The following is a 24,409-nucleotide window of genomic DNA, read 5'->3' as shown; positions in this document are numbered from 1 at the left end:
TAAAAATTAAATTAAATCAATGGAGGATAATAAAATGATATTTGAAAAATTACAAACAATAATAGAAGAGAACTTATCAATAGAAAGAGATGAAATAACTTTAGAAAGTACATTTGAATCATTAGGTATAGATTCATTAGATACATTCCAATTAGTAATAGAAATAGAAGAGCAGTTTGGAATAGAAGTTGAATCACCAGAAAATATGAAAAGTATTCAAGATGTAGTAAATTACATAGAAGATAAGCAAAAAGAAAAAGTAAATTCGTAAGATAGTAAAGTTACAGGAGGACCTATGAAATATACTAGGATAACAGAATTACTTAATATAAAATATCCAATAATTCAAGGTGGTATGGCATGGATTTCAGATGCTACACTAGCAGCAGCCGTAAGTGAAGCAGGTGGACTTGGTATTATAAGTGGCGTTGGAAATGTAGAAGATGTAAGATCTGAAATTCAAAAAGCAAAATCACTTACTGATAAACCATTTGGTGTGAATATAATGTTAATGGGCAAGAATGTTGATGAAATAGCTAAACTCGTATGTGATGAAAAGGTAGCCGTTGTAACTACTGGTGCTGGAAGCCCTGGAAAGTATATGGATGATTGGAAAAAAAATAATATAAAAGTAATACCTGTTGTCCCTTCTGTAGCAATTGCTAAAAGAATGGAAAAATTCAAAGCAGATGCAGTTATTGTAGAAGGGATGGAAGCAGGCGGACATATAGGCCAACTAACTACTATGAGTTTAGTTCCACAGGTTGTGGATGCTATAGATATTCCTGTTATAGCAGCAGGAGGGATAGGTGATGGTAGAGGAATAGCAGCATCTTTTATGCTTGGGGCTAGTGGAGTTCAAATGGGGACTAGATTTTTAGTATCAGATGAATGTAGAGTTCATGATAATTATAAAGAAAAGGTATTAAATGCAAGGGATATAGATAGTGAGGTTACAGGTACCTCAACATCTCATCCTGTTAGAGTTTTAAGAAATAAGCTTACTAGAGAATATAGTAAACTGGAAAAATCTAATGCTGATATAAGTGAAATAGAAGCTTTAGGTAAAGGAGCTCTTCAAAAAGCAGTTATACATGGAGATGTTGATAATGGTAGCGTAATGGCAGGACAAATTGCTGGAATGATAAATAAAAAACAAAGTTGTGAAGAAATTATAAATGAATTAATGAATGAACTTGATGAAGTCCTTAGGAGGGTACAATGAGAAAAAAGACGGCATTTCTTTTTCCAGGTCAAGGATCTCAGTATATAAATATGGGGAAAGATTTATACGATAACATAGATGAATGTAAATATATATTTGATAAAGGTGAAGAAATTTTAGATATGCCTATTAAAGAGCTAATCTTTAAAGGTCCTATAAATGAATTAACAAAAACTAAGAATAGTCAGCCAGCAATTTTACTTACATCATTAGCTTGCCAAAAAGCTTTAGAACTTAATGGAGTGGAGGCTGATTATACATTAGGTTTATCATTAGGAGAGTACGGGGCCTTAATTTATGGTGAATGCTTGTCTTTTGAGGATGGTATGAATCTTATTAAAAAAAGAGCTGAAATAATGGATTTATCAGTTAGTTCTGATAAAGGAACAATGGCAGCTATACTTAAGCTAAGTGAAGAAAAAGTTGAAGAGCTAATAAAGAAAGCTAGCGAGTATGGTTTAGTAGAAGGTGCTAATTATAATTGTCCAGGGCAAGTAGTTATCTCAGGAGAACATGATGCTATAAAAGCGAGTGTAAAAATAGCAAAAGAATTAAAAGGTATTGCAATGCCACTAAAGGTAAGTGGACCATTTCATAGTTCTATTTATAAAGAAGCTAGTTATAAGTTCTATGAAGAATTAAAAAAAGTTGATATAAAAGAATTAAAAAAAGTTGTTTATTCTAATGTAAAAGGATGTCCTTATAAAAAAAGTGATGATATAAAAGAATTATTAAGAAAGCAAATAATGTCTTCAGTACTTTTTGAAAAAAGTATAAGGGATTTAATAGATAAAGGAGTAGATACTTTTATAGAGCTGGGACCAGGTAAAATACTAAGTGGATTTGTAAAAAAGATAGATAAAAGTGTTAATGTTTATAATGTAGAAGATATACAGTCTTTAAATGAAACACTAGATAAATTAAAATTACAAACAGTAAATCTATAGTGTTCATTAATAGGAGGAGTAAGATGTTAAAAGGAAAATGTGCAATAATAACTGGTGCTTCTAGAGGTATTGGTAGAAGCATAGCATTAAAGTATGCTAAAGAAGGTGCTAACATAGTACTTAATTATAAAAATAGTAATAAAGAAGCCCTTGAATTAAAAGAAGAATTAGATAAATTAGGATCTAATACTTTGATAATCAAAGCAGATATTAGTAAATTTGAAGAAGCAGAGAAATTAATAAAAGAAGCTAGAGGAGCTTTTGGAAAAATAGATATATTAGTTAATAATGCAGGTATAACAAAAGATACATTATTAATTAGAATGAAAGAAGAAGATTTTGATAGTGTAATAGAAGTAAATTTAAAAGGAGCATTTAACTGTTTAAGAGCAGTATCTCCAATAATGATAAAGCAAAAAGAAGGAAAAATAATAAACATGTCATCCGTTGTAGGTGTTATAGGAAATGCTGGTCAAGTAAATTACTCAGCTTCAAAAGCTGGACTTATCGGTATGACAAAATCTTTAGCTCGTGAAATTGGAAGTAAAAATATAAATGTAAATGCTATAGCTCCAGGTTTTATAGACACAGATATGACTAGAGTACTAAGTGATGATCAAAAGAAAAATATAATATCTCAAGTACCTCTTAAAAGATTAGGTCAAGTAGAAGATATTGCAAATTTAGCTGTATTTTTAGGAAGTGACAAATCTAATTATATAACAGGTCAAGTTATCCACGTTGATGGCGGAATGGCAATGTAGGAGGAAATTATGTGTAAAAGAGTAGTAATAACAGGAATAGGTGCGATAACTCCTATTGGTAACAATGTAAGTGAATTTTGGTCAAATGCTAAAAATGGAAAATTAGGTATAGATTTTATAAAGTCTATAGAAACTGAAAATTTAGATGTGAAAATAGCTGGCGAAGTTAAAAATTTAAAAGTAGAAGATTATTTAGATAAAAAAGAAAGTAGGCGACTTGATAAGTTTACTCAGTATGCACTTATAGCAAGTGAGGAGGCTATAAAACAATCAGGTCTTAATATAGATGAAATTGATAAAAATCGACTTGGAGTTATGGTAGGTTCTGGTATTGGAGGGTTCCATACTCATGAGAATGAATTTAGTGCATTATATAATAGAGGACCGAAAAGAGTATCACCTATGTATATACCCATGACAATAATAAATGCTGCAGCTGCTAATATTGCAATTAAATATGAAGCAAAAGGTACTTGTACATCAGCAGTAACTGCTTGTGCAACAGGAACTAATAATATAGGAGATGCATTTAGACATATAAAACATGGTTATGCTGATGTAATGATAACTGGAGGATGTGAGTCATCTATAACTCCTATAGCTATAGCTGGTTTCAATAATATGAGAGCTCTAAATTCTAGTAATGTACCAGAAAAGGCATCAACACCATTTGATAAAAATAGAAGTGGATTTGTAATGGGAGAGGGTGCAGGTATATTAGTAATGGAAAGTTTAGATCATGCATTAAAAAGAAATGCAAATATATTATGTGAAATAGTTGGGTATGGTTCAACTTGTGATGCATATCATATAACATCTCCAGATCCAAATGGAGAGAGTGCATCAAGAGCTATGATGGATGCAATTAATGAAGGAAAAATAAGTCCAAGTGATGTTTCTTATATAAATGCACATGGTACATCTACTCCATATAATGATTTATTCGAAACTAGAGCAATAAAAAAAGTATTCGGAGTGGATGCAAAAAATATACCTATATCTTCAATAAAATCTATGACTGGTCACTTACTTGGAGCTGCAGGAGCTGTAGAGTCAATAGCTTGTATAAAAACATTACAAGAAGGATTTATACCACCAACAATTGGTTATACTGAAAGCGAAGAGGAACTAGATTTAGACTATGTACCTAATGTTGGAAGAGAATGTGATGTTAAGTATACAATAAACAACTCCTTAGGATTTGGAGGTCATAATGCATCTTTATTATTTAAGAGATGGGAGTAGTTGGAGGCTAATATGAATTTTAATGAAGTAAAAGAACTTATTAATATAATAAATAATTCTGATTTATCTTATTTTGAAATGCAAGATGATAAAGAATTTATAAAGATAGATAAATCTATTACTAGAAATTATATACAAAATAGTATAGATGGAATAGATGCTAAAAGCATAAATAGATTAGCTATAACAGATTTAAGTGAAGGAATAGAAATTAGAGAAATGGGACTTATTGATGATGGGTTAAATATTTCTAATAAAGATAGTCTTAAAATTACAGACTCTAAGGAAAGTTTTGAATTTATAAAGTCACCAATAGTAGGTACATTTTATGAGGCCATGTCTCCAGAAGATAATCCATTTGTAAGTGTTGGGCAAAGAGTAAATAAAGGTGATGTTATTTGTATAGTTGAAGCTATGAAGTTAATGAATGAAATTAGTGCAGAATATGATTGCGAGATAGTAAGTGTACTAGGTAAAAATGGAGAAATGGTACAGTATGGAGATTCATTGTTTAAGGTAAGGAGAGTATAAATGCTAAATATAAAAGAAATAAAAGATATTTTGCCACATAGATATCCTTTTTTTATGATAGATCGAGTTGAAGAAGTAGTTGAAGGTAAAAGTGCAAAAGGATACAAAAATGTAACTATAAATGAAAATTTTTTTAATGGTCATTTCCCTGAATATCCAGTAATGCCTGGTGTACTAATATTAGAGGCATTGGCTCAAATGGGAGCTATATGTATACTTTCTATGGATAGTTTTAAAGGAAAAATAGGATTTTTAGTTGGAGCTGATAAAGTACGATGGAAAAGGCAGGTAATACCTGGTGATAAACTTGATTTAGAAATAGAAATAATAAGATTAAAAGGTAATATAGGTGTTGGAAAAGGTAAAGCAACTGTAAATGGTAATTTAGTTTGCGAAGGCGAGATAATGTTTGCTATTGGGTAGGTGATATTTATGTTAAAGAAAATACTTATAGCTAACAGAGGTGAAATTGCAGTTAGAATAATTAGAGCTTGTAGAGAGCTTAATATAAGTACTGTAGCAATTTATTCTGAAGGGGATAAAGATGCACTTCATGCTCAAATGGCAGATGAAGCTGTTTGTGTAGGAGGACCTCTTAGTAAGGATAGCTATTTAAATATGACAAATATATTAAGCGCATGTGTTTTGACGGGATGTGAAGGTATACATCCCGGTTTTGGATTTTTATCAGAAAATCCAAAATTCGCTAAAATGTGTAAAGAATGTAACATAAAATTTATTGGACCAGATTATGAGATTATTGAATTGATGGGTGATAAGGCAAGAGCTAGAGAGATTATGAAAAATTCAAATATTCCAGTTGTACCAGGATATGAAGGTGAAATAACTTCGTATGAACATGCAATAGACTTAGCTAATAATATAGGGTTTCCTTTAATGATAAAAGCGGCTGCTGGAGGTGGTGGAAAAGGTATAAGGATAGTTAGAGACTCTAAAGAGTTTAAACATAATTTTGAAGCTGCTAAGTTAGAATCAAAAGCATGCTTTGGTGAAGATAAAGTTTATATTGAAAAGTATATAGAAAATCCAAGGCATATAGAGTTTCAAATACTGGCTGATGAATATGGTAATATAGTACATTTAGGGGAAAGAGAGTGTTCACTTCAAAGAAACAACCAAAAAGTACTAGAGGAAGCTCCATCATGTTTTTTAGATGAAAACTTAAGAGAAAAAATGGGTGAGGTTGCTATTAAAGCTGCTAGAACTGTAAATTATAAAAATGCAGGGACTATTGAATTCTTAGTAGATAATAATGGTGAATTTTATTTTATGGAAATGAATACAAGAATTCAAGTAGAACATCCAATAACTGAAATGGTAACAAATATAGATATAGTAAAAGAACAGTTAAAGATAGCCTCTGGTATGAATTTAGATATAAAACAAGAAGATATTAAAATATCTGGTCATGCAATAGAATGTAGAATTAATGCTGAGGACCCTAATAATAACTTTAGACCATGTCCAGGCAAAATCACAGAACTATATATACCTTCAGGTCTTGGTGTAAGAGTTGATAGTGCTATATATTGTGGATATGAGATACCTCCATATTATGACTCTATGATAGGTAAGCTTATTACTTTTTCAGATAATAGAGAAGATGCAATAATAAAGATGAAAAGAGCCTTAGATGAATTTGCAATAGGTGGTGTTACAACAAATATTGATTTCCAATATGAAATACTTGAACATGATGATTTTATAGATGGAAATTATAATACATCATTTATAGAAGATAAGTTGGTGAATAGCAATGCTTAAGAATTTATTTAGAAAAAGAGAATATGTTACAGTTAATACTAGAAATTTAGATGAATCATCTTCTCTTCCTAACATACCTAATGGAAAATGGACTAATTGTCCTAAATGTAAAAATATATTATATAAAGAAGATTTAGAAAAAAATCATAATGTATGTATAGGATGTGGTCATCATTTTAATATCTCTGCAAGAACAAGAATAAATCAAATTTTTGATGAAGATAGCTTTGTAGAATTTTTTTATGATATAGAATCTAAAAATCCTTTGAATTTCGAAGGATATGAAGAAAAACTAAAGTTAAATAAAGAAAAATCTGATTTAAATGAAGCTGTAATAACTGGAGTAGGAGAGATAGATGATATTAAAGTTGCAACTGCAGTTATGGATAATAATTTTATGATGGGAAGCATGGGATGTGCAGTAGGAGAAAAAATAACTAGGATTATAGAATATTCTAATGAAAATAAACTACCTCTTATTATATTTACAACATCAGGTGGAGCTAGAATGCAAGAAGGCATATTTTCTCTTATGCAAATGGCTAAAACTTCAGCTGCAATAGCAAGACATGATAAAGAGGGTTTATTGTATATTAGTATAATAACAAATCCAACAACAGGTGGAGTTAGTGCAAGTTTTGCTATGCAGGGAGATATAATTCTAAGTGAGCCAAATGCAGTGATAGGTTTTGCCGGAAGAAGGGTAATAGAAAATACAATAAATGAAAAATTACCTGAGAGTTTTCAAAGTGCAGAATTTGCATTAGAAAAAGGCTTTATAGATTCAATTGTTAAAAGAAAAGATTTAAGAAACTATTTATCTAGAATATTAAATTTACATGAGGTGGCTGAGTATGCAAAATAGTGAAAATATAATATGGGATAAGGTTAATATTGCTAGGCATAAGGATAGACCAAACTCTAGATTCTATATAGAAAATATATTTGATGAATTTATAGAACTTCATGGAGATAGATCATTTAGAGATGATAAAGCAATAGTTGCAGGTATAGGAAGCATAAATAGTATAAATGTTACTGTAATTGGTATAAATAAAGGTAAAACTACAAAAGAAAATATAGATACTAATTTTGGAATGGTACATCCCGAAGGATACAAAAAAGCCCTTAGATTAATGAAACAAGCTGAAAAATTTAAAAGGCCTGTAATTTGCTTTGTTGATACTCCAGGAGCGTTTTGTGGAATAGAAGCAGAAGAAAGAGGTCAAGGGTATGCTATTGCTCAAAACTTAATGGAAATGAGCAATTTGAAAACGCCTATAATATCTATTATAATAGGTGAAGGAGGAAGCGGTGGAGCATTAGCTCTTGCATTAGGAGATAAAGTATATATGATGGAAAATGCTATATATTCAATTTTATCACCAGAAGGATTTGCTTCTATACTTTGGAAAGACGTTACTAAATCGAAAAAAGCTGCACTGACAATGAAAATAACCTCTGATGATTTGAAAGCATTTGATATTATAGATGATATTATTAAGGAACCAGAAAATGGAGCACAAGAAGATCCAAAAAAATCTGCATATTATATAAAAGATTATATAATTAAAGATTTAGAAGAGCTTTTAAATACTGATGTTGATGAATTAGTCCTAAATAGGTATAATAAGTTTAGAAAAATAGGAGATTATAAATTATGATATTATAATAATGACTATAATTTGAAAATGTTACCATAGTACCAATTGAATTTATATAAAAAATTTATTATAATACATTTAGAATAAGAAATATGGAGAGCGGATACTATGAATAATACAACAGAAGAAATTTTAAACACATTATTGGTACAATTATTTAATGATATATTACATATCGAAGAAAAAGCTATGAAAAGAACAGAGTTTACAAATTTATCAATAACAGAAATTCATACAATAGAAGCTATTGGAACTGAAGGTAATAGAACTATGGGTGAAATAGCACACGATTTAAGAATAACTGTGGGTACACTTACTACGGCTATAAATAGATTAATAAAAAAAGGTTATGTAGAAAGAAAAAGAATAGAAGAAGATAGAAGAGTTGTTCTTGTAAGTTTAACAGATGCAGGTAAAATGGTTTTTGATGCTCATGGTGTTTTCCATAAGGAAATGATTGATGAAATACTTGAAAATTTTGATGAATCTGAGTTAGGTGTTTTAACTAAAGCTTTAGGCAAAGCAACTAGATTTTTTGAGAGAAAATATGAGAGCTTCCAATAGGAGGCTTTTTTATTATAAAAAATTATAATAAAATAAAAGCTATCTTACTAATTGATTATTTAAATAATATAAGTAAGATAGCTTTTACTTTTATAATCTATAATTCAGAAACCAATTCATTTATGACTTCTTTTACAGATTTTACTTCATTTATTTTATAAGCATCAGCACCACAAAATAGTAAAGCATTGTCTATATCTCCTTTTACTGCATTAATTAAAGCTGCTGAAATACAGTAAGGTGTACTTTTAGGGTTACAAGGAACTAAACAATTATAGCATTTACGAATATTAGGTCTTGATAAAGTTATAGAATCTAAGAATTTGTTTTTTATAGCTCTCCCTGGAAGACCCACTGGACTTTTAACGATTTTTATATCTTCTTTTTTTGAATTGATATATATACTTTTAAAGTTTTCGTGTGCATCACATTCATATGTGGGAACAAATCTAGTTCCAACTTGAACACCACTAGCTCCTAAATCTAAATATTTTTTCACATCATGGCTAGAAGAAATTCCTCCTGCTGCTATTACTGGTATTTTTTTATTATATTTTTTCTCATAATTTTTTACGATATTTAAAATATTTTTAAAATCATCATCATAATTAATAGAATTTATATCATTTAATTCATCATTACTAAAGCCTAGATGACCTCCAGCTTTAGGTCCTTCAACTATTATTAAGTCAGCTGTAGTATTGTCTTTTTTATCCCATATTTTTAATATTAGATTAGCAGCTTTTGATGATGACACTATTGGAGCTATTTTTGTTTTAGAATTTTTTACTAAGCTAGGCAACTTTAAAGGAAGACCAGCTCCAGAAATTATTAAATCACATTTAGATTCTACAGCGGATTTTACATGCTCTTCATAGTAGCTCATGGCAACCATTAAATTAACTCCAATAATACCATTATTAGATTTTTCCTTAGCGATTTGAATATGTTTTTTTAAAGCTCTTAGGTTAGCCTTTAAAGTATTATTTTCAAAATCATATTCATCATATCCAATATTTACGCCAGATATAACTCCTATACCACCGGCATTACTAACTGCTGAAGCTAAAGATGAGCGTGATATTCCTATACCCATACCACCTTGTATTACAGGTACATTTGCAATTAAATCTCCAATAACTAATTGTTTCATAAATTTCCTCCTAAGAATGAAAGAAATTAAAATTTAAAATTAACTAAGATAAGTATTATTATACTACAAATTCAATATATTTTCAGTAAATATATATGAATATCAAAATATATAATAATCAAAATATATAATAATTTATAAATTAAACAATATCTTACATAAAAATGAATATATTAATTATGACATAAGATAAATATAGCGAATGTTTTCTTAAATATAAAATATTAGACAAATTTTAATTAAAAAGGAGATGTAGTTATGACAACAATAGCATGGATTTTTATGGGGGTATCGTGTATTTCTCTTACATTAGTATGTATAATAACAGTAAAGAAAACAATCGATTAAATCAGATGAATAGTATAAAAAAAGAAGTATCCTACAAATTTATAGGATACTTCTTTTTTAGGTAAAAAATCGAAAAATATAATTATTAGCTTTTATATTAATTTAGATGTATAATATAATGACACAACTTGTTGTAAAACATAAGGAGAAATCATGATAAAAAGAGAATTTGATATAAATGATATAGCATACCTTGCTAAAGATAGAAGAATAAAAGTACATGTTGATGGTAGTGATACTTATACTAAAAACATATCTTTAAAGTCTGGATATGCTGTTAAGATACTCGACTTTTATGAAATAGAAAAGTATGGATATTCATATGAAGCTGAATTTAAAAAAGATGGGACTTCATATATAATAAGAAGGCACTTAAGTCAATCAGATTTAAGACCTAAAAAAGTTATAAAGTAATAGGAGAAATTAGACAATGAATTATATAACGCCAAATAATAAGTATGAAATATTTGTAAAAGATATAGCAATAAAGCAAAAATTTGATAAGCAAATTACTAAATCTGTTACAGTAACAAAACACCAAGTAGAAGAGTGTATTAAATTTGCTGAGGAAAGTGTGAACTCATCAGATTATTATAAAAAATTAGTTCCTAAAGATATAAAAGATGACCAGCTAAAAAAAGAAGTTGGAAAGCAAAGATTATTTATAGAAAAGATAGCTGAGTGTGGAGTTATAAACTATTTAATTTATAAAGGGATAGACTACAAATTATTATCATCTAATAATATAGGTATAAAAACTGCAATAGCAAAAGAAATTCACACAAGACTTATAATAGATAAGAGTGAGTTTTCTAATAATCATAAAGATTACTATATAGGTGTTCATTTAAATATGGAAATGGTTAATAAGAGAGATAATATAAATAGACATTTAGTTAAAGACCTATATAATATAGAAGAAGTTCAAATATTTGGTTATTTAGAATCTAAGTTTATTAAAGATCTTAGATATGAAACTATTATAAATAAAAATGGCAAAAAAGAATTTAGATTCTATACTAAAAAGTCAGATGGATATGATAAGAAAAAAGAGTATGCAAAGCTTATAGATACACAATGTAAGTGGTATTATTTAGATAAATGCATGCCAATAGACAATTTATTAAAAAAATAAAGTAGTTTTAAAGCTCACATATAGTGGGCTTTTTAATATTAAACATCTTAATAATAATTCTTCATTATGATATAATAATAATTTAGATACAAAGGAGGTCAAAACATGCAAATAGACAGAAGTAAATTAACTCCTATGATGAAACAATACTTTGAATGTAAGGATAAATACCCCGATTGTATATTATTCTTCAGACTAGGAGATTTCTATGAAATGTTTTTTGAAGATGCTATAGTGGCTTCAAAAACATTAGAAATAGCATTAACAGGAAAGTCTTGCGGATTAGAAGAAAGAGCACCTATGTGCGGTATACCTTTCCATTCTGCAAATTCATATATATCTAAGTTAGTAGAAAATGGTTACAAGGTAGCTATAGGTGAACAGCTTGAAGATCCTGCTACAGTAAAAGGAATAGTAAAAAGAGATGTAATAAGAGTAGTAACTCCTGGTACAGTACTTGAAGGAAGCTTACTAGAAAATAAAAAGAATAACTATTTACTTTCATTATATAAGGTAAATCATAACATAGGTTTAACTTATGTTGATATAAGTACAGGAGAAACAAATGCCACTTATTTAAGTAAAGATAAAGTAGTAGAAGAAATAGCAAAAATTCACCCAACAGAAATAATACTAAATGATTTAAGTTTTATGGATGAATTAAAGAATATAGCTACTATAGGCAATATATATATAAATGAGAATTTTGAGGAAAAATATTTAGACACAAATATACTAAATCAGTATTTTAGTGAAGAATATTTAAGTAAATTAAAATTTGATGATAACAGTTTAATAAAAACAAGTTTATGTATACTTTTAAATTATATTTATAATACGCAAAAACAAGTTACTTCAAATATTAATAATATTAATATATATAATTCAAGTGAGTATATGGTGCTTGATATGTTTACTAGAAATAACCTAGAACTTACTCAAACCATAAGAGGAAGCAAGAAAAAAGGGTCATTACTTCATGTATTAGATAAGACCTCTACTGCTATGGGAGGAAGACTTCTTAGAAAATATGTAGAAGAGCCATTAGTAAACAAAAAAAGAATAGAAAGACGTCTTAATGTTATAGAAGAAATAAAAGATGACTTTATGTTAAGAGAAGACTTAAACGAGATACTTAAAAATGTATATGACATAGAAAGAATATGCGGAAAAATTGCATTTGAAAAAGTAACTCCAAAGGAAATGATACATTTAAAAAATTCTATAGAAAAACTACCTGAATTAAACAATATAATAAAATCATCAAGTGCAGAAATACTAAAAAAATATATAGACAGTATGGATGATTTAAATGATATTTATAGTTTAATAGAAGATGCTATAAAAGAAGATCCAAGTATAACTATAAAAGATGGAAATATAATAAAATCTGAATTTAATGATGAATTAAAGGAACTTAGAGATATTTCTAAAAATGGAGCTTTCATGATAAAAGAAATAGAAAATCGTGAAAGAGAAAAAACAGGTGTTAAGTCTTTAAAAATAGGATTTAATAAAGTATTTGGATATTTTATAGAAATAACTAAAGCAAATCTAAGTACTGCAAATATCGATGATGGATATATAAGAAAGCAAACTTTAAGTAATGCAGAGAGATTTATAACATCAGAATTAAAAGAAATAGAAGATAAAATACTTAATGCAGAAGAAAAAATAAAAACATTAGAATATGAAATATTTGTTAATATAAGAGAAACTATATATAAAAATATAGATAGAATACAAAAAGTAGCAAAAATAATAGCAAATATAGATGTGTTTGTATCTTTTGCTACAGTAGCCTATATGAATAACTATGTAAAACCATGTATAAATGAAGATAATAAATTAGATATAAAAAATGGGCGCCATCCTGTTATAGAAAGTATAGTAGGAGAAGAAAACTTTGTTCCTAATGATACTTATTTAAATAGTGGAGAAAATATAATAAATATTATAACTGGACCCAATATGGCTGGTAAATCTACTTATATGAGACAAACTGCAATAATTACATTAATGGCTCATATAGGTTCATTTGTCCCTGCTGAATATGCTAATATACCTATTTGTGATAGAATATTTACAAGAGTTGGAGCTAGTGATGATTTGTCTCAAGGTCAATCTACATTTATGGTTGAAATGAGTGAGGTATCACATATATTAAAAAATGCTACTGATAAGAGTTTAGTAATCCTTGATGAAATAGGTAGAGGGACTAGTACTTATGATGGTATAAGTTTAGCATGGTCAATAGTTGAATATATTCAAAAGGAAATTAAGTGTAAAACACTTTTTGCAACTCATTATCATGAGTTAACTGATTTAGAAAATGAATTCAGTGAAGTTAAAAATTACTCTATAGCAGTTAAAGAAGATAATGAAGGAATAGTATTTTTAAGAAAAATAATACCACAAGGTGCAGATAAAAGTTATGGTATTTATGTAGCGCAGCTTGCTAAGCTTCCTAAGGAAGTTATAAATAGGTCTAAAGAAATACTAAGTGATTTAGAAAAAAATCATATAAATAATAGTGTAGCTTTAAACAAAAGTGAAAACTTAGATATTATCAACAAATATAATTCTATTAAAGATACTGATACTAGCAGAATAAACCAATTACAAGAAGAAATAGAAAAGTTAACTTCAAATAACTTTAAGAATGAGTATGAAACATTAAAGAAGGAACATATTGAGTTAGTTAAGGATTATAAGAATGTAAAAAAAGATTTTGATAAGTTAAATAAGGACTACAAAGAGTTAAGTAATTCTATAGAAAGTGAAGTTGTAAAAGAAAGTGCAGTAACTCAAATATCATTTGATACTATAAATGATAATAACTTATCAGATGAAATACTTAGCTTAGATATATTATCTATGACTCCAATAGATGCTATGAATGCTTTATTTAATCTTCAGAAAAAAGCAAAAGAGAAAAAATAACCTCCTGGAGGTAGATTATGTCAAATAGAATTAATATATTAGACGATTTAACAATAAATAAAATAGCTGCAGGGGAAGTTGTCGAAAGACCTTCTTCTGTAGTAAAAGAATTAGTAGAAAATTGTATAGATGCAAATTCTACTAAAGTAATTATAGATATAGTAGATGGTGGTAAAAAGTCCATAAGAATAACCGATAATGGATATGGAATATTATCCAGCGAAGTAGATAAATCATTTTTAAGACATGCAACTAGTAAAATAAAAAAAATAGATGATTTATATGATTTATATTCTTTAGGTTTTAGAGGTGAGGCATTAGCATCTATATCTGCTATATCAAAACTGGAAATGATAACTAAATCAAAAGAAGAAGCTGTAGGAACTAAAGTTATAGTTGAAGGTGGTAAGATAATATCTAAGGAGCCCGTTGGAACTAATAATGGTACAACTATGATAATAAGAGATATATTCTTTAATACACCGGTTAGACAAAAGTTTTTAAAATCAACTCATGCTGAAACTATTAATATAAGTGATTTAATTAATAAGCTTGCAATAGGAAATCCAAATGTTCAGTTCAAGTATATAAATAATGGAAAGCAAATGCTAAATACACCAGGTGATGGAAAACTTATTAATGTAATTAGAAGTATTTATGGAAAAGACATTACTGAAAATTTAATTGATGTAGATTTTGAGTGCGAGTATTTTAAAATGAGTGGATATATAGGCAATAATAATGCTTACAGATCAAATAAAAACTTACAACATACATATATAAATAAAAGATTTGTAAAAAGTAAGGTTATATTAGATGCAATAGCAGAAGCTTATAAATCTATAATTCCAATTGGAAAACATGCAGTATGCTTTTTAAATATTAAAATAAATCCATCTAAAATAGATGTTAATATACATCCTACAAAACTTGAAGTTAAGTTTGAAGATGAGAAAGATCTATATATAGAGCTTAGAGACTATTTAAGAAGAAGATTATTGAGTTCTAATTTACTAGGAAAATACGAGATTTATGAAAAAACTAGTAATCCTACTATAAAGTCTATACAAAATATAGATAAAGTAAAAGAAAGTGAAGCTCCAATAGAAGTAATTGATATATCTAAGGACTTAAATATAAATAGCTTTAAGTCTGTAAATGAAATACTTAATGAAAATAAAGAAGATAATAAATCAAATATTAGTATAAACAATGATAAAAATGAACATATAAGTATAAATGATAATTATAATTTAATAAATGAAATAGACAATAGCTTAAAAGAAAATAATAATATAACTAAAAGCTTAGAAAGATCTATAATTAATAAAGATAAAATAGAATTACCAACTAAAAACATAACTATAAGCAAGTTAGATAATAAAAACGAGTTCATTATAGATGGTAACATAGATATAAGCAAATCTTTCAGTATGGAAGATTTAGAAAGTTTAGATAAGATAGAAGAAACGGACTATATAGATACTATTTTTGAAGATAAAAATGATGAACCTATTGAAAGTTTTCAAGAAGGATTCTTTGTGGAGGATGATAATAAATTTTCACTAAGTGGTTATAATGTAGTAGGTACTATATTTAACACTTATATAGTATTGCAAAAAGGAAATTCTATGTATTTACTAGATCAGCATGTAGCACATGAAAGGGTTTTATACGAAAAATATATGGAGAAGTTTTATAACCATGATATAAGTATGCAGATGTTGCTTGATCCTATAATTTTAGAGTTATCTAGTGTTGATATGTTACAAGTGGAAAAGAACCTAGATTTATTTATGAAGTTTGGTTTTGAAATAGAGATCTTTGGTAATAATCATATTATGATAAGATGTGTACCAACTACATTTGGAGTTCCGGAGTCTGAAAAATTTATACTTCAAATAATAGATAATATAAATGAAATAAAAAATAATTATGAGTTAAAGGGTGAAAAGTTTGCATCAATGGCCTGTAAAGCAGCTATAAAAGCAAATGATAAAATACATAATATTGAAATTGATAGTTTAATCAATCAATTAAGCTTATGTACAAATCCTTTTACTTGTCCACATGGTAGACCTATAATAGTTGAAATAACAAAAAAAGAAATTGAAAAAATGTTTAAAAGAATCATGTAATTTAAGGAAGGTTATTATGAAGAAAGTACCACTTATTATACTTACAGGACCAACTGCAGTTGGAAAAACTGATTTGTCTATTAAAATAGCTAAAAATTTGGATGCAGAAATAATATCAGCAGACTCTATGCAAATATATGAGTATATGGATGTAGGAAGTGCTAAAGTAACTAAGGAAGAGATGAGTGGAGTTACTCATTATATGATAGATGAAGTAAAGCCAGACTATAACTTCTCTGTTTCAGAATTCCAAAAAAGAGCTGATAATTATATAGAAGAAATTATTAATAAAGGAAAGTTGCCATTAGTTACAGGTGGAACAGGATTATATTTAAATTCATTAATTTATAATATGGATTTTGCAAAGTCAAATGCTAATGATGAGTTAAGAGAGACGCTTAAATTAGAACTTGAAGAAAATGGTATAGATTATATACACAATAAGCTTAAAGAACTTGATGAAGATGCAGCAAGTAGGATACACAAAAATAATACTAAAAGAGTTATAAGGGCTTTAGAAGTGTGTCTTAGTGGAGAAAAAATGAATGATTTCTCAAAAGATTTACAATTTAATGATAAATATGAACCGATAATTATAGTCTTAAATAGAGACAGAGCTCACTTATATGAAAGAATTAATAAAAGAGTAGACATAATGTTGGAAAAAGGTCTAGTAGATGAAGTTAAAAACTTACTTAATATGGGATACTCTAGAGATTTAATATCTATGCAAGGTATAGGATATAAAGAAATTATTAAATATCTAGATAGTGAGTATGCATATGATGAAGCTATAGAAATAATAAAAAGAGATTCTAGAAGATATGCTAAAAGGCAAATTACATGGTTTAAAAGGTATAAAGAAGCTAAATGGTTTAATCTAGATGAATATGAAGATTTCGACATATTAGAAAAAGATGTATTAAGTTTTATTGAAAATAGTATTAAACTTGTATAAAATATAATATAGAATAGTGTAAAATATTAAATAAAATATATACATAATTTTAAAATTTAATTTATCTCGGGAGGGTATTAGGCAATGAAAAATTCAGTTTTAAATTTACAGGATTTATTTTTAAATAATGCAAGAAAAGAAAGAATACCTGTAACTATATACTTAATGAATGGAGTTAAAGTTAAAGGTGTTGTAAAAGGATTTGATAGTTACATAATCTTAGTAGAAGGGGATAACAGACAACAAAATATGATATATAAACATGCAGTATCAACTATGATACCTGATAAAAATATAAATCTACAAAATAATCAAGTTCAAGCTACTACTAATAATAGATATTAATAATTTAAAATATAAAAAGACTCAAACTGATCTTATTTCTAGTTTGAGTCTTTTTATATTTTAAGTGTAATATATTGAAGTTACTATAACTATTATAGTAGTCACAAATATTGGTATAAGTACAGAGGTAATAAATATATCTTTATATGAATCTTTATGAGTTAATCCACAAATAGCCAGTGTTGTAATTACAGCACCGTTATGTGGAAGTGTATCTAGTCCACCTGAAGCAAGAGAAGCGATTCTATGCATGATTTGTGGTGATATGTTAAGAGTATTACTCATAGCTATAAAAGTATGTGCTAGTGAATCTAATGTTATAGTAAGACCTCCTGAAGCAGAAGCAGTAATACCACATATTATATTTACCGATAAAGCTTCTGATACTATAGGGTTAGAAGATATATGAAGTATTATTGATTGTAATGTAATAAATACAGGTAAAGACTTTATAACACTTCCATAACCAACAATGGCACTTGAACTAAGTAAAGGTAAAAATGAATTTGAAATACCTCCGTTAATAACATTATTTAAGTTAGATATTTTTTTGAAGTTAAGCAATATTATAAATGATATAGCTATGACAATAGAAATAATAACACTCCATGTTCCAGATACATTATCTAAAGTAAGATTATACTTATTTAGATATGAACCATCAATAAGTTTATAAAATACCTTAGAAAAGAATAAATTACTTGTAAATATAATCAATATTGGTGCAAGTGCTACAAATATATTTGGAGGATCTTTAGAATCAATGTTACTATTTTCTATAAAATGGTTACCGTAGCCTTCTAAATTTAATTCAGCTTTTTTTACACGGTATGTAAGCCATGTCATACCAAGTGTTAGCATTAGCAAACTAGCCACTATTCCTATTAATGGAGCGGAAAATGTATCTGTTCCAAAGTATCTCATAGGTATAACGTTTTGAATTTCTGGAGTTCCAGGAAGAGCAGTCATAGTAAATGTAAATGCACCTAATGCAATAGTCCCTGGAATTAATCTCTTAGGGATATTGGACTCTTTAAAAAGTACATTTGCTATTGGATACAAGACAAATGCAACAGTAAACAAAGATACACCTCCATAGGTTAAAAGTGCACCAGCAAGTACTACAGCTAATATAGTTTTGTCTTTTCCTAAATTATTCGTAATGAAGTTTGCTATAGACTTAGCATACATAACTTCTTCCATTAACTTTGCAAAAATAGCACCTGTTAGAAAGATTGGAAAATAGTTTTTTACAAAGTTAGAAAAACCACCCATATATATTTCTGTGTAATGAACCATTAAATGTGTACTAGATTCTCCACCTATAATTAATACAGTCAATAATGCTACTAGTGGAGCAGTTATAATTGTTGAATATCCCTTATAAGCTAATATTATTATCAAAGATAATGATAAAATTAATCCAATCATACCTATCATATTAAGTTGTCCTCTTTCTATATTAATATTTAGATTATTGTATATATTAATATATCCAAAAATAAAAATTTAAAGTATTGTAATTACAAATAGTATTAATATATTATTATACTTAAAATACTATATTAAGTATAAACTTGCAGTAATATATGTGATATGGTAAAATTCTAATGTTAAAATTAAACAAAAAGACAGGTGGAATAAAATGCTTAATGAAACTAAAGATCTACTAAAAGGATTTTATGGACTTGATAATGAAACTTTTGAATTAGCAGAAGAAGTAATGAAGGACATAGAACCTCAGTTTGAAAAACTAAAACAAATAAGAGAATTTAATCAATATAAAGTATTAAAGGCAATGCAGGAAGCTCATTTAAGTGATAATCACTTTAACTGGACTACTGGTTACGGATATAATGACATAGGTCGTGAAAAAGTAGAAGAAATATTTGCAAATGTATTTGGAGCAGAAGATGCACTAGTTAGACCGATAATAGTAAATGGAACTCATGCATTAAGTCTATGTGTACAAGGTATTGTAAGACCAGGTGATGAAATACTTTCAGTTACTGGTGCACCTTATGATACCCTACAAGGAGTTATAGGTATAAGGGAAGAAAAAGGATCTTTAAAAGAGTTTGGAGTTACATATGATCAAGTTGACTTTTTAGAGGATGGAAATATAGATTTAGAAGGTATAAAAAATAAAATAAATGATAGAACTAAGCTTGTAATGATACAAAGGTCTAAGGGATACGCTTGGAGAAAATCTCTTACAATAGAAGATATAAAAGAAGCTGTAGAAACTGTAAAATCAATCAATAAAGATATAATAGTTATGGTTGACAACTGTTATGGAGAATTTTTAGATACAAAAGAGCCTACAGAAGTTGGCGTAGATATAATGGCTGGTTCTTTAATTAAAAACCCAGGTGGTGGTCTTGCATTAACAGGTGGGTATATCGCTGGTAAGAAAGAATTAGTTGAAATGATATCATATAGATTAACAACTCCAGGAATAGGTAAAGAATGTGGACTTACATTTGGAACTACAAGAACAGTTCTTCAAGGATTTTTCATGGCACCATATGTTACCTCTCAAGCTGTAATGGGTGCTATATTCTGTGCAAGAGCATTTGAAAAATTAGGATATGACGTACTTCCAAAATATGATGATTTAAGAAGTGATATAATTCAAGTTGTTAGGCTTAATAATGCTGATGAAGTTATAAGCTTCTGTCAAGGAGTACAAGCTGCAGCTCCAGTTGATTCTTACGTTAGACCAGAGCCATGGGCAATGCCAGGTTATGACAGTGAAGTAATAATGGCAGCAGGTGCATTCATACAAGGATCTTCAATAGAATTAAGTGCAGATGCTCCTATAAGACCTCCATATAATGTATACTTCCAAGGTGGACTTACATTTGATCATTCTAAGATGGGTACATTAAAAGCAATTCAGTCTATGAAAAAAGCGAAAAATAAATAATAAATTATATAAAATAGCTCCTATTATGTTAAATAACATGTAGGAGCTATTTTTAGTTATATTTAAAATGTAGGAATTATTATACCTTTATAATGTTCTTTTAAGAAGCTTCTAGACTCATCAGATGTTAAAATCTTTTTTAATATTTCTATTTTTTCACTATTTAAGTCTTCAGTTCTGCATGCTAATACATTTTCGTATGTACCGTCTATTTCTGGAGAGTATATACTTTGTTTATTTGCATCTAATCCGGCAGCAGCAGCAAAATTACCATTTATGAATGCAGCATCTACATCTTGTAATAATGAAGGCAATTGACTAGCGTCAGCTTCTATAAATTCTATATTTCTTTTATTCTCAATTATATCTTTTGCAGAAGATAGTTCTACACCTTCCTTTAATTTTATTACTCCTTCATCTTCTAATATTTTTAAGGCTCTAGATCCATTTGTTGGATCATTAGGTATTGCAAACTTATCTCCAGATTTTAATTCATCAAAAGATTTTATTTTATTTGAGTATGCTTGTAGAGGAACTTCATATAGTCCTACCACATCTGTTAAATCATATCCTTGCTTTTCTATAGATTCATTTAAATATGGTCTATGTTGGAATAAATTAGCGTCAATCTCACTATCAGCTAATGCTGTATTTGGAGTAGTATAGTCATTAAATGTTACTATTTCAAGTTCATAACCTTCTTTTTCTACTTCAGATTTTAGATGTTCAAATAATTCTGTACCTGGAACTTGCATAGCGCCAACAGCTATTGTTTTATCATTTTTACTTGATACATTACTTTTAGTTGAACACCCTACAGCTGAGATACCTAGTGTTAAAGATAACACGACTCCTAATAATTTCTTGTTAAATAATTTTTTAAGTTTCATATAAGATCCCCCTTAAGTTTATTATGAAATAAGCCTAAAAAATATAAAAAATCCTGAGTATAAACTCAGGTTAACTTCAGTTTATACTTATCTTCCAGCTATGTGCTGCAGGATTTAGCACCATGTATATAAGAAATATACTGGTTGCCGGGTTTCAAAGGGCCAGTCCCTCCACCTCTCTTGATAAGGCTTATTTAATTTATATTTATATTAATATAAATTAATCAAATTGTAAATAACTTTTTAGATTTTTCTGAATATAAATTAAATTTGATGAAATTTTGAGCTATAAGATATATTAATAAATAAAATTTTATTGAATATGAAATATGTATATAAAAACTTTCATTTTTGATTAATTTAATAAATATTATAAAATTAATGCAACATTGAAAAATAACGAATATAATATATAAAAAGATTTAAAATCTAACTTATAAAAATAATAAAATGAAATTTATTAAATAAATTATGCAGCTAGTATAAAATTTAATGATATAAATAAGGGGGGATTTTATGTGTGTTATTGACAAAAAACATTCTAAGGGAGTAAGTATAGTTGATACAACATTAAGAGATGGAGAGCAAACAGCAGGTGTAGTTTTTGCTAATCATGAAAAAATAGCAATTGCAGAAATGTTAAGTGATTTAGGTATAAATCAATTAGAAGTAGGAATACCTGCTATGGGTGGAGATGAGAAAGAAGTGATAAAGTCTATATGTAAAAGAAACTTAAAACCCAGTATTATGGCATGGAATAGAGCAGTGATTACAGATCTAGAAAATTCTATAGATTGTGGTGTAGATGCAGTTGCTATTTCTGTATCAGTATCTGATATACACATACAACATAAGTTAAAAACTTCGAGAGAATGGGTTTTAGAAAATATGGTAAAAGCAGTAGAATTTGCAAAGCAAAATGGATTATATGTTTCTGTTAATGGTGAAGATGCATCTAGAGCAGATTTTGATTTTTTAGTTAAATTTATAGAATTAGCAAAGCAAGCTGGAGCTAATAGATTTAGATATTGTGATACTGTAGGTGTAATGGAACCATTTGCCATAAAAGATATTATATTTGGATTATACAATAAAACTAAGTTTGATATAGAAATGCATACACATAATGATTTTGGAATGGCTACGGCTAATGCAATAGCGGGTGTTCTTGGAGGTGCTAATCATATTGGTGTTACTGTAAATGGCTTAGGAGAGAGAGCTGGGAATGCTGCATTAGAAGAGGTCTTAATGGCTTTAAAATACGTTTATAAATATGAAGTAAATGTAGATACAACAAAGTTTAAATATATATCAGAATATGTTTCTAATGCATCAGGAAGAGAATTACCAAAGTGGAAAGCTATAGTAGGAGATAACATGTTTAAACATGAATCTGGTATTCATGCAGACGGAGCGATAAAAAACCCAACTAATTATGAAGCATTCGATCCAAAAGAAGTTGGTCTTGAAAGACAAATAGTAATAGGTAAACATTCTGGTAAAGCAGCTATTGTAAATAAATTTAAGGAATATGGAATAAATTTAAATGAAAAAGAAGCTAGTATGATGTTAGAAGCTGTAAGAGCATTATCTATAAGAGCAAAAAGAACTTTATTCGATAAGGAGTTAGTACAAATATATCAAGATATTAAAAAATATATAAATAAAAACTAATTGGAGGAAATTAAAATGTATAAAATTACTTTAATACCAGGAGATGGTATAGGACCAGAAATATGTAAGGCTATGGTTAAGGTAGTAGAATCTACAGGTGTAAATATAGAATGGGAAGAAGTTATTGCAGGTAAAAATGCAATAGAAAAATACAATACACCTATACCGAAACATGTAATAGATACTGTAAAGAAAAATAAGGTTGCAATAAAGGGACCAATAACCACTCCTATAGGTAAAGGATTTAGAAGTGTCAATGTAACTTTAAGACAGGAATTAGACTTATATGCGAATTTAAGACCGATAAAAACATTTAAAGGTATTAAATCAAGATACGAAGATGTAGATTTAGTTATAGTTAGAGAAAATACAGAAGACTTATATACAGGAATAGAACACAAATTAGGGGAGTATGGTGCTGAAAGCATAAAAATAATAACTAAAGAAGCTTCTAAAAGAATAATTCAATTTGCTTGTGATTATGTTAATGATAATAATAGAAATAAATTAACTTGTGTTCATAAAGCCAATATAATGAAGTTAACAGATGGTCTATTTTTAAATATATTTAGAGGTATATGTGAAAAACATGATTTTGAATATAACGATTTAATAGTAGATGCTGCTGCTATGAATTTAGTATTAAATCCTGAAAAATATGATGTGATGGTAATGCCTAATTTGTATGGAGATATACTATCTGATTTATGTGCAGGATTAGTAGGTGGATTAGGAATAATACCTGGCGCAAATATAGGAAAAGATTATGCTGTATTTGAAGCAGTTCATGGAAGTGCACCAGATATTGCGAATCAAAATAAAGCAAATCCTACAGCAATTATTCAATCCGCAGTTATGATGCTTAAATACTTAGGCGAACAAGATAAAGCTATAAAAATTGAAAATGCACTTAAGCATGTATTTATGGAAGGAAAAGTAATGACTTCTGATTTAGGGGGAAGCGCAACTACACAAGAGTTTGTAGAGGAAATTTGTAAACACATCAAATAGAATTATATTAAGAGCTATATCAAGAAAGAGTTAGCTCTTTTTGATTTATTTACATAATAAAATTATAGTTAATAAAACCTTCTGTTAAATGAAAATTATATAAAAATAAAATGCTTTTAATCAATTAATATCTATATGTGAATAAAATTCATGTTATAAT

At 28.1% G+C, this 24,409-nt stretch carries 23 protein-coding genes and 1 riboswitch; of the genes, 20 read left to right on the top strand and 3 right to left on the bottom strand.

Features of this window, described 5'->3' with window-relative positions:
• Nucleotides 1-34: 34 nt before the first annotated feature.
• The 11 genes from I2A66_RS12355 (at nucleotide 35) to I2A66_RS12305 (ending at nucleotide 8,725) form a co-directional block, all read left to right on the top strand.
• Nucleotides 35-271 (top strand): acyl carrier protein, encoded by a 237-nt coding sequence (locus I2A66_RS12355; protein WP_122640347.1) that lies wholly within the window; start codon nucleotides 35-37, stop codon nucleotides 269-271.
• A 24-nt stretch (nucleotides 272-295) separates the two neighbouring features.
• Nucleotides 296-1,225, top strand: coding sequence for an enoyl-[acyl-carrier-protein] reductase FabK (fabK, locus tag I2A66_RS12350; RefSeq protein WP_122640346.1), 930 nt, complete (start codon nucleotides 296-298; stop codon nucleotides 1,223-1,225).
• Nucleotides 1,222-2,172: an ACP S-malonyltransferase gene (gene fabD, locus I2A66_RS12345; protein WP_122640345.1), complete on the top strand. Its 951-nt coding sequence runs from the start codon at nucleotides 1,222-1,224 to the stop codon at nucleotides 2,170-2,172. The genes fabK and fabD overlap by 4 nt, the downstream gene beginning before the upstream one ends.
• 23 nt (nucleotides 2,173-2,195) lie before the next feature.
• Nucleotides 2,196-2,936, top strand: coding sequence for a 3-oxoacyl-[acyl-carrier-protein] reductase (fabG, locus tag I2A66_RS12340; RefSeq protein WP_122640344.1), 741 nt, complete (start codon nucleotides 2,196-2,198; stop codon nucleotides 2,934-2,936).
• Nucleotides 2,937-2,945: 9 nt separating this feature from the next.
• On the top strand, nucleotides 2,946-4,181 hold the full coding sequence (gene fabF / locus I2A66_RS12335; RefSeq protein WP_147516010.1) for a beta-ketoacyl-ACP synthase II: 1,236 nt from the start codon (nucleotides 2,946-2,948) through the stop codon (nucleotides 4,179-4,181).
• Between the two features lie 12 nt (nucleotides 4,182-4,193).
• Nucleotides 4,194-4,712: an acetyl-CoA carboxylase biotin carboxyl carrier protein gene (gene accB / locus I2A66_RS12330; protein ID WP_122640342.1), complete on the top strand. Its 519-nt coding sequence runs from the start codon at nucleotides 4,194-4,196 to the stop codon at nucleotides 4,710-4,712.
• Nucleotides 4,713-5,135 (top strand): 3-hydroxyacyl-ACP dehydratase FabZ, encoded by a 423-nt coding sequence (gene fabZ / locus I2A66_RS12325; protein WP_122640341.1) that lies wholly within the window; start codon nucleotides 4,713-4,715, stop codon nucleotides 5,133-5,135.
• 9 nt (nucleotides 5,136-5,144) lie between these two features.
• Nucleotides 5,145-6,497 carry an acetyl-CoA carboxylase biotin carboxylase subunit gene (locus I2A66_RS12320; protein WP_195251754.1) on the top strand — a complete coding sequence of 451 codons (1,353 nt, stop codon included), beginning with the start codon at nucleotides 5,145-5,147 and terminating at the stop codon, nucleotides 6,495-6,497.
• Nucleotides 6,490-7,362 (top strand): acetyl-CoA carboxylase, carboxyltransferase subunit beta, encoded by an 873-nt coding sequence (accD, locus tag I2A66_RS12315; protein ID WP_147516012.1) that lies wholly within the window; start codon nucleotides 6,490-6,492, stop codon nucleotides 7,360-7,362. Before I2A66_RS12320 ends, accD begins: the two co-directional genes overlap by 8 nt.
• Entirely contained in the window at nucleotides 7,352-8,161 is an 810-nt protein-coding gene (locus I2A66_RS12310) for an acetyl-CoA carboxylase carboxyltransferase subunit alpha (protein ID WP_122640338.1), read from the top strand. Before accD ends, I2A66_RS12310 begins: the two co-directional genes overlap by 11 nt.
• A gap of 108 nt (nucleotides 8,162-8,269) precedes the next feature.
• A complete protein-coding gene (locus tag I2A66_RS12305) occupies nucleotides 8,270-8,725 on the top strand; it encodes a MarR family winged helix-turn-helix transcriptional regulator (RefSeq protein ID WP_122640337.1) in 456 nt (151 codons plus the stop codon).
• A 97-nt stretch (nucleotides 8,726-8,822) separates the two neighbouring features.
• On the opposite strand, the gene I2A66_RS12300 is transcribed toward I2A66_RS12305, so the two are convergent.
• Nucleotides 8,823-9,878 (bottom strand): NAD(P)H-dependent flavin oxidoreductase, encoded by a 1,056-nt coding sequence (locus I2A66_RS12300; protein ID WP_195251753.1) that lies wholly within the window; start codon nucleotides 9,876-9,878, stop codon nucleotides 8,823-8,825.
• A 501-nt stretch (nucleotides 9,879-10,379) separates the two neighbouring features.
• Between I2A66_RS12300 and I2A66_RS12295 the strand changes: the two genes are divergently transcribed.
• The 6 genes from I2A66_RS12295 (at nucleotide 10,380) to hfq (ending at nucleotide 17,745) form a co-directional block, all read left to right on the top strand.
• Nucleotides 10,380-10,640 (top strand): hypothetical protein, encoded by a 261-nt coding sequence (locus I2A66_RS12295; protein ID WP_122640335.1) that lies wholly within the window; start codon nucleotides 10,380-10,382, stop codon nucleotides 10,638-10,640.
• 16 nt (nucleotides 10,641-10,656) lie between these two features.
• Nucleotides 10,657-11,361: a hypothetical protein gene (locus I2A66_RS12290; RefSeq protein WP_122640334.1), complete on the top strand. Its 705-nt coding sequence runs from the start codon at nucleotides 10,657-10,659 to the stop codon at nucleotides 11,359-11,361.
• A 105-nt stretch (nucleotides 11,362-11,466) separates the two neighbouring features.
• Nucleotides 11,467-14,304: a DNA mismatch repair protein MutS gene (gene mutS, locus I2A66_RS12285; protein ID WP_122640333.1), complete on the top strand. Its 2,838-nt coding sequence runs from the start codon at nucleotides 11,467-11,469 to the stop codon at nucleotides 14,302-14,304.
• Nucleotides 14,305-14,321: 17 nt separating this feature from the next.
• The gene (mutL, locus tag I2A66_RS12280) at nucleotides 14,322-16,442 is read left to right on the top strand and encodes a DNA mismatch repair endonuclease MutL (RefSeq protein ID WP_195251751.1); all 2,121 of its coding nucleotides are present in this window, start codon (nucleotides 14,322-14,324) and stop codon (nucleotides 16,440-16,442) included.
• A 16-nt stretch (nucleotides 16,443-16,458) separates the two neighbouring features.
• Complete coding sequence (gene miaA / locus I2A66_RS12275) at nucleotides 16,459-17,400, top strand: tRNA (adenosine(37)-N6)-dimethylallyltransferase MiaA (protein WP_122640331.1); 942 nt, start codon at nucleotides 16,459-16,461, stop codon at nucleotides 17,398-17,400.
• Nucleotides 17,401-17,484: 84 nt separating this feature from the next.
• Nucleotides 17,485-17,745, top strand: coding sequence for an RNA chaperone Hfq (hfq, locus tag I2A66_RS12270; RefSeq protein ID WP_122640330.1), 261 nt, complete (start codon nucleotides 17,485-17,487; stop codon nucleotides 17,743-17,745).
• Nucleotides 17,746-17,805: 60 nt separating this feature from the next.
• On the opposite strand, the gene I2A66_RS12265 is transcribed toward hfq, so the two are convergent.
• Nucleotides 17,806-19,185: a GntP family permease gene (locus I2A66_RS12265; protein ID WP_147516015.1), complete on the bottom strand. Its 1,380-nt coding sequence runs from the start codon at nucleotides 19,183-19,185 to the stop codon at nucleotides 17,806-17,808.
• A gap of 205 nt (nucleotides 19,186-19,390) precedes the next feature.
• Between I2A66_RS12265 and I2A66_RS12260 the strand changes: the two genes are divergently transcribed.
• The gene (locus tag I2A66_RS12260) at nucleotides 19,391-20,674 is read left to right on the top strand and encodes a methionine gamma-lyase family protein (RefSeq protein ID WP_122640328.1); all 1,284 of its coding nucleotides are present in this window, start codon (nucleotides 19,391-19,393) and stop codon (nucleotides 20,672-20,674) included.
• 62 nt (nucleotides 20,675-20,736) lie between these two features.
• On the opposite strand, the gene I2A66_RS12255 is transcribed toward I2A66_RS12260, so the two are convergent.
• Entirely contained in the window at nucleotides 20,737-21,564 is an 828-nt protein-coding gene (locus I2A66_RS12255; RefSeq protein WP_147516016.1) for a MetQ/NlpA family ABC transporter substrate-binding protein, read from the bottom strand.
• Between the two features lie 84 nt (nucleotides 21,565-21,648).
• A riboswitch (SAM riboswitch) is annotated at nucleotides 21,649-21,754 on the bottom strand.
• Nucleotides 21,755-22,080: 326 nt separating this feature from the next.
• Here I2A66_RS12255 and nifV point away from each other — a divergent pair.
• Together nifV and I2A66_RS12245 are read left to right on the top strand one after the other, a co-directional pair.
• On the top strand, nucleotides 22,081-23,238 hold the full coding sequence (gene nifV, locus I2A66_RS12250) for a homocitrate synthase (protein WP_122640326.1): 1,158 nt from the start codon (nucleotides 22,081-22,083) through the stop codon (nucleotides 23,236-23,238).
• A 15-nt stretch (nucleotides 23,239-23,253) separates the two neighbouring features.
• Complete coding sequence (locus I2A66_RS12245) at nucleotides 23,254-24,249, top strand: isocitrate/isopropylmalate dehydrogenase family protein (protein ID WP_147516018.1); 996 nt, start codon at nucleotides 23,254-23,256, stop codon at nucleotides 24,247-24,249.
• Nucleotides 24,250-24,409 lie beyond the last annotated feature (160 nt).

Origin of the sequence: Romboutsia sp. 1001713B170207_170306_H8 (assembly GCF_015550495.1) — a bacterium.
In the GTDB taxonomy this organism is placed as follows: Bacteria; Bacillota; Clostridia; order Peptostreptococcales; family Peptostreptococcaceae; genus Romboutsia_E.
This window is presented reverse-complemented; position numbering and strand designations above follow the sequence as displayed.

Coding starts and splice junctions, on each gene's coding strand:
- I2A66_RS12355 (WP_122640347.1), top strand. CDS start 35: ATGATATTTGAAAAATTACAAACAATAATAGAAGAGAACTTATCAATA.
- fabK (WP_122640346.1), top strand. CDS start 296: ATGAAATATACTAGGATAACAGAATTACTTAATATAAAATATCCAATA.
- fabD (WP_122640345.1), top strand. CDS start 1,222: ATGAGAAAAAAGACGGCATTTCTTTTTCCAGGTCAAGGATCTCAGTAT.
- fabG (WP_122640344.1), top strand. CDS start 2,196: ATGTTAAAAGGAAAATGTGCAATAATAACTGGTGCTTCTAGAGGTATT.
- fabF (WP_147516010.1), top strand. CDS start 2,946: ATGTGTAAAAGAGTAGTAATAACAGGAATAGGTGCGATAACTCCTATT.
- accB (WP_122640342.1), top strand. CDS start 4,194: ATGAATTTTAATGAAGTAAAAGAACTTATTAATATAATAAATAATTCT.
- fabZ (WP_122640341.1), top strand. CDS start 4,713: ATGCTAAATATAAAAGAAATAAAAGATATTTTGCCACATAGATATCCT.
- I2A66_RS12320 (WP_195251754.1), top strand. CDS start 5,145: ATGTTAAAGAAAATACTTATAGCTAACAGAGGTGAAATTGCAGTTAGA.
- accD (WP_147516012.1), top strand. CDS start 6,490: ATGCTTAAGAATTTATTTAGAAAAAGAGAATATGTTACAGTTAATACT.
- I2A66_RS12310 (WP_122640338.1), top strand. CDS start 7,352: ATGCAAAATAGTGAAAATATAATATGGGATAAGGTTAATATTGCTAGG.
- I2A66_RS12305 (WP_122640337.1), top strand. CDS start 8,270: ATGAATAATACAACAGAAGAAATTTTAAACACATTATTGGTACAATTA.
- I2A66_RS12300 (WP_195251753.1), bottom strand. CDS start 9,878: ATGAAACAATTAGTTATTGGAGATTTAATTGCAAATGTACCTGTAATA.
- I2A66_RS12295 (WP_122640335.1), top strand. CDS start 10,380: ATGATAAAAAGAGAATTTGATATAAATGATATAGCATACCTTGCTAAA.
- I2A66_RS12290 (WP_122640334.1), top strand. CDS start 10,657: ATGAATTATATAACGCCAAATAATAAGTATGAAATATTTGTAAAAGAT.
- mutS (WP_122640333.1), top strand. CDS start 11,467: ATGCAAATAGACAGAAGTAAATTAACTCCTATGATGAAACAATACTTT.
- mutL (WP_195251751.1), top strand. CDS start 14,322: ATGTCAAATAGAATTAATATATTAGACGATTTAACAATAAATAAAATA.
- miaA (WP_122640331.1), top strand. CDS start 16,459: ATGAAGAAAGTACCACTTATTATACTTACAGGACCAACTGCAGTTGGA.
- hfq (WP_122640330.1), top strand. CDS start 17,485: ATGAAAAATTCAGTTTTAAATTTACAGGATTTATTTTTAAATAATGCA.
- I2A66_RS12265 (WP_147516015.1), bottom strand. CDS start 19,185: ATGATAGGTATGATTGGATTAATTTTATCATTATCTTTGATAATAATA.
- I2A66_RS12260 (WP_122640328.1), top strand. CDS start 19,391: ATGCTTAATGAAACTAAAGATCTACTAAAAGGATTTTATGGACTTGAT.
- I2A66_RS12255 (WP_147516016.1), bottom strand. CDS start 21,564: ATGAAACTTAAAAAATTATTTAACAAGAAATTATTAGGAGTCGTGTTA.
- nifV (WP_122640326.1), top strand. CDS start 22,081: ATGTGTGTTATTGACAAAAAACATTCTAAGGGAGTAAGTATAGTTGAT.
- I2A66_RS12245 (WP_147516018.1), top strand. CDS start 23,254: ATGTATAAAATTACTTTAATACCAGGAGATGGTATAGGACCAGAAATA.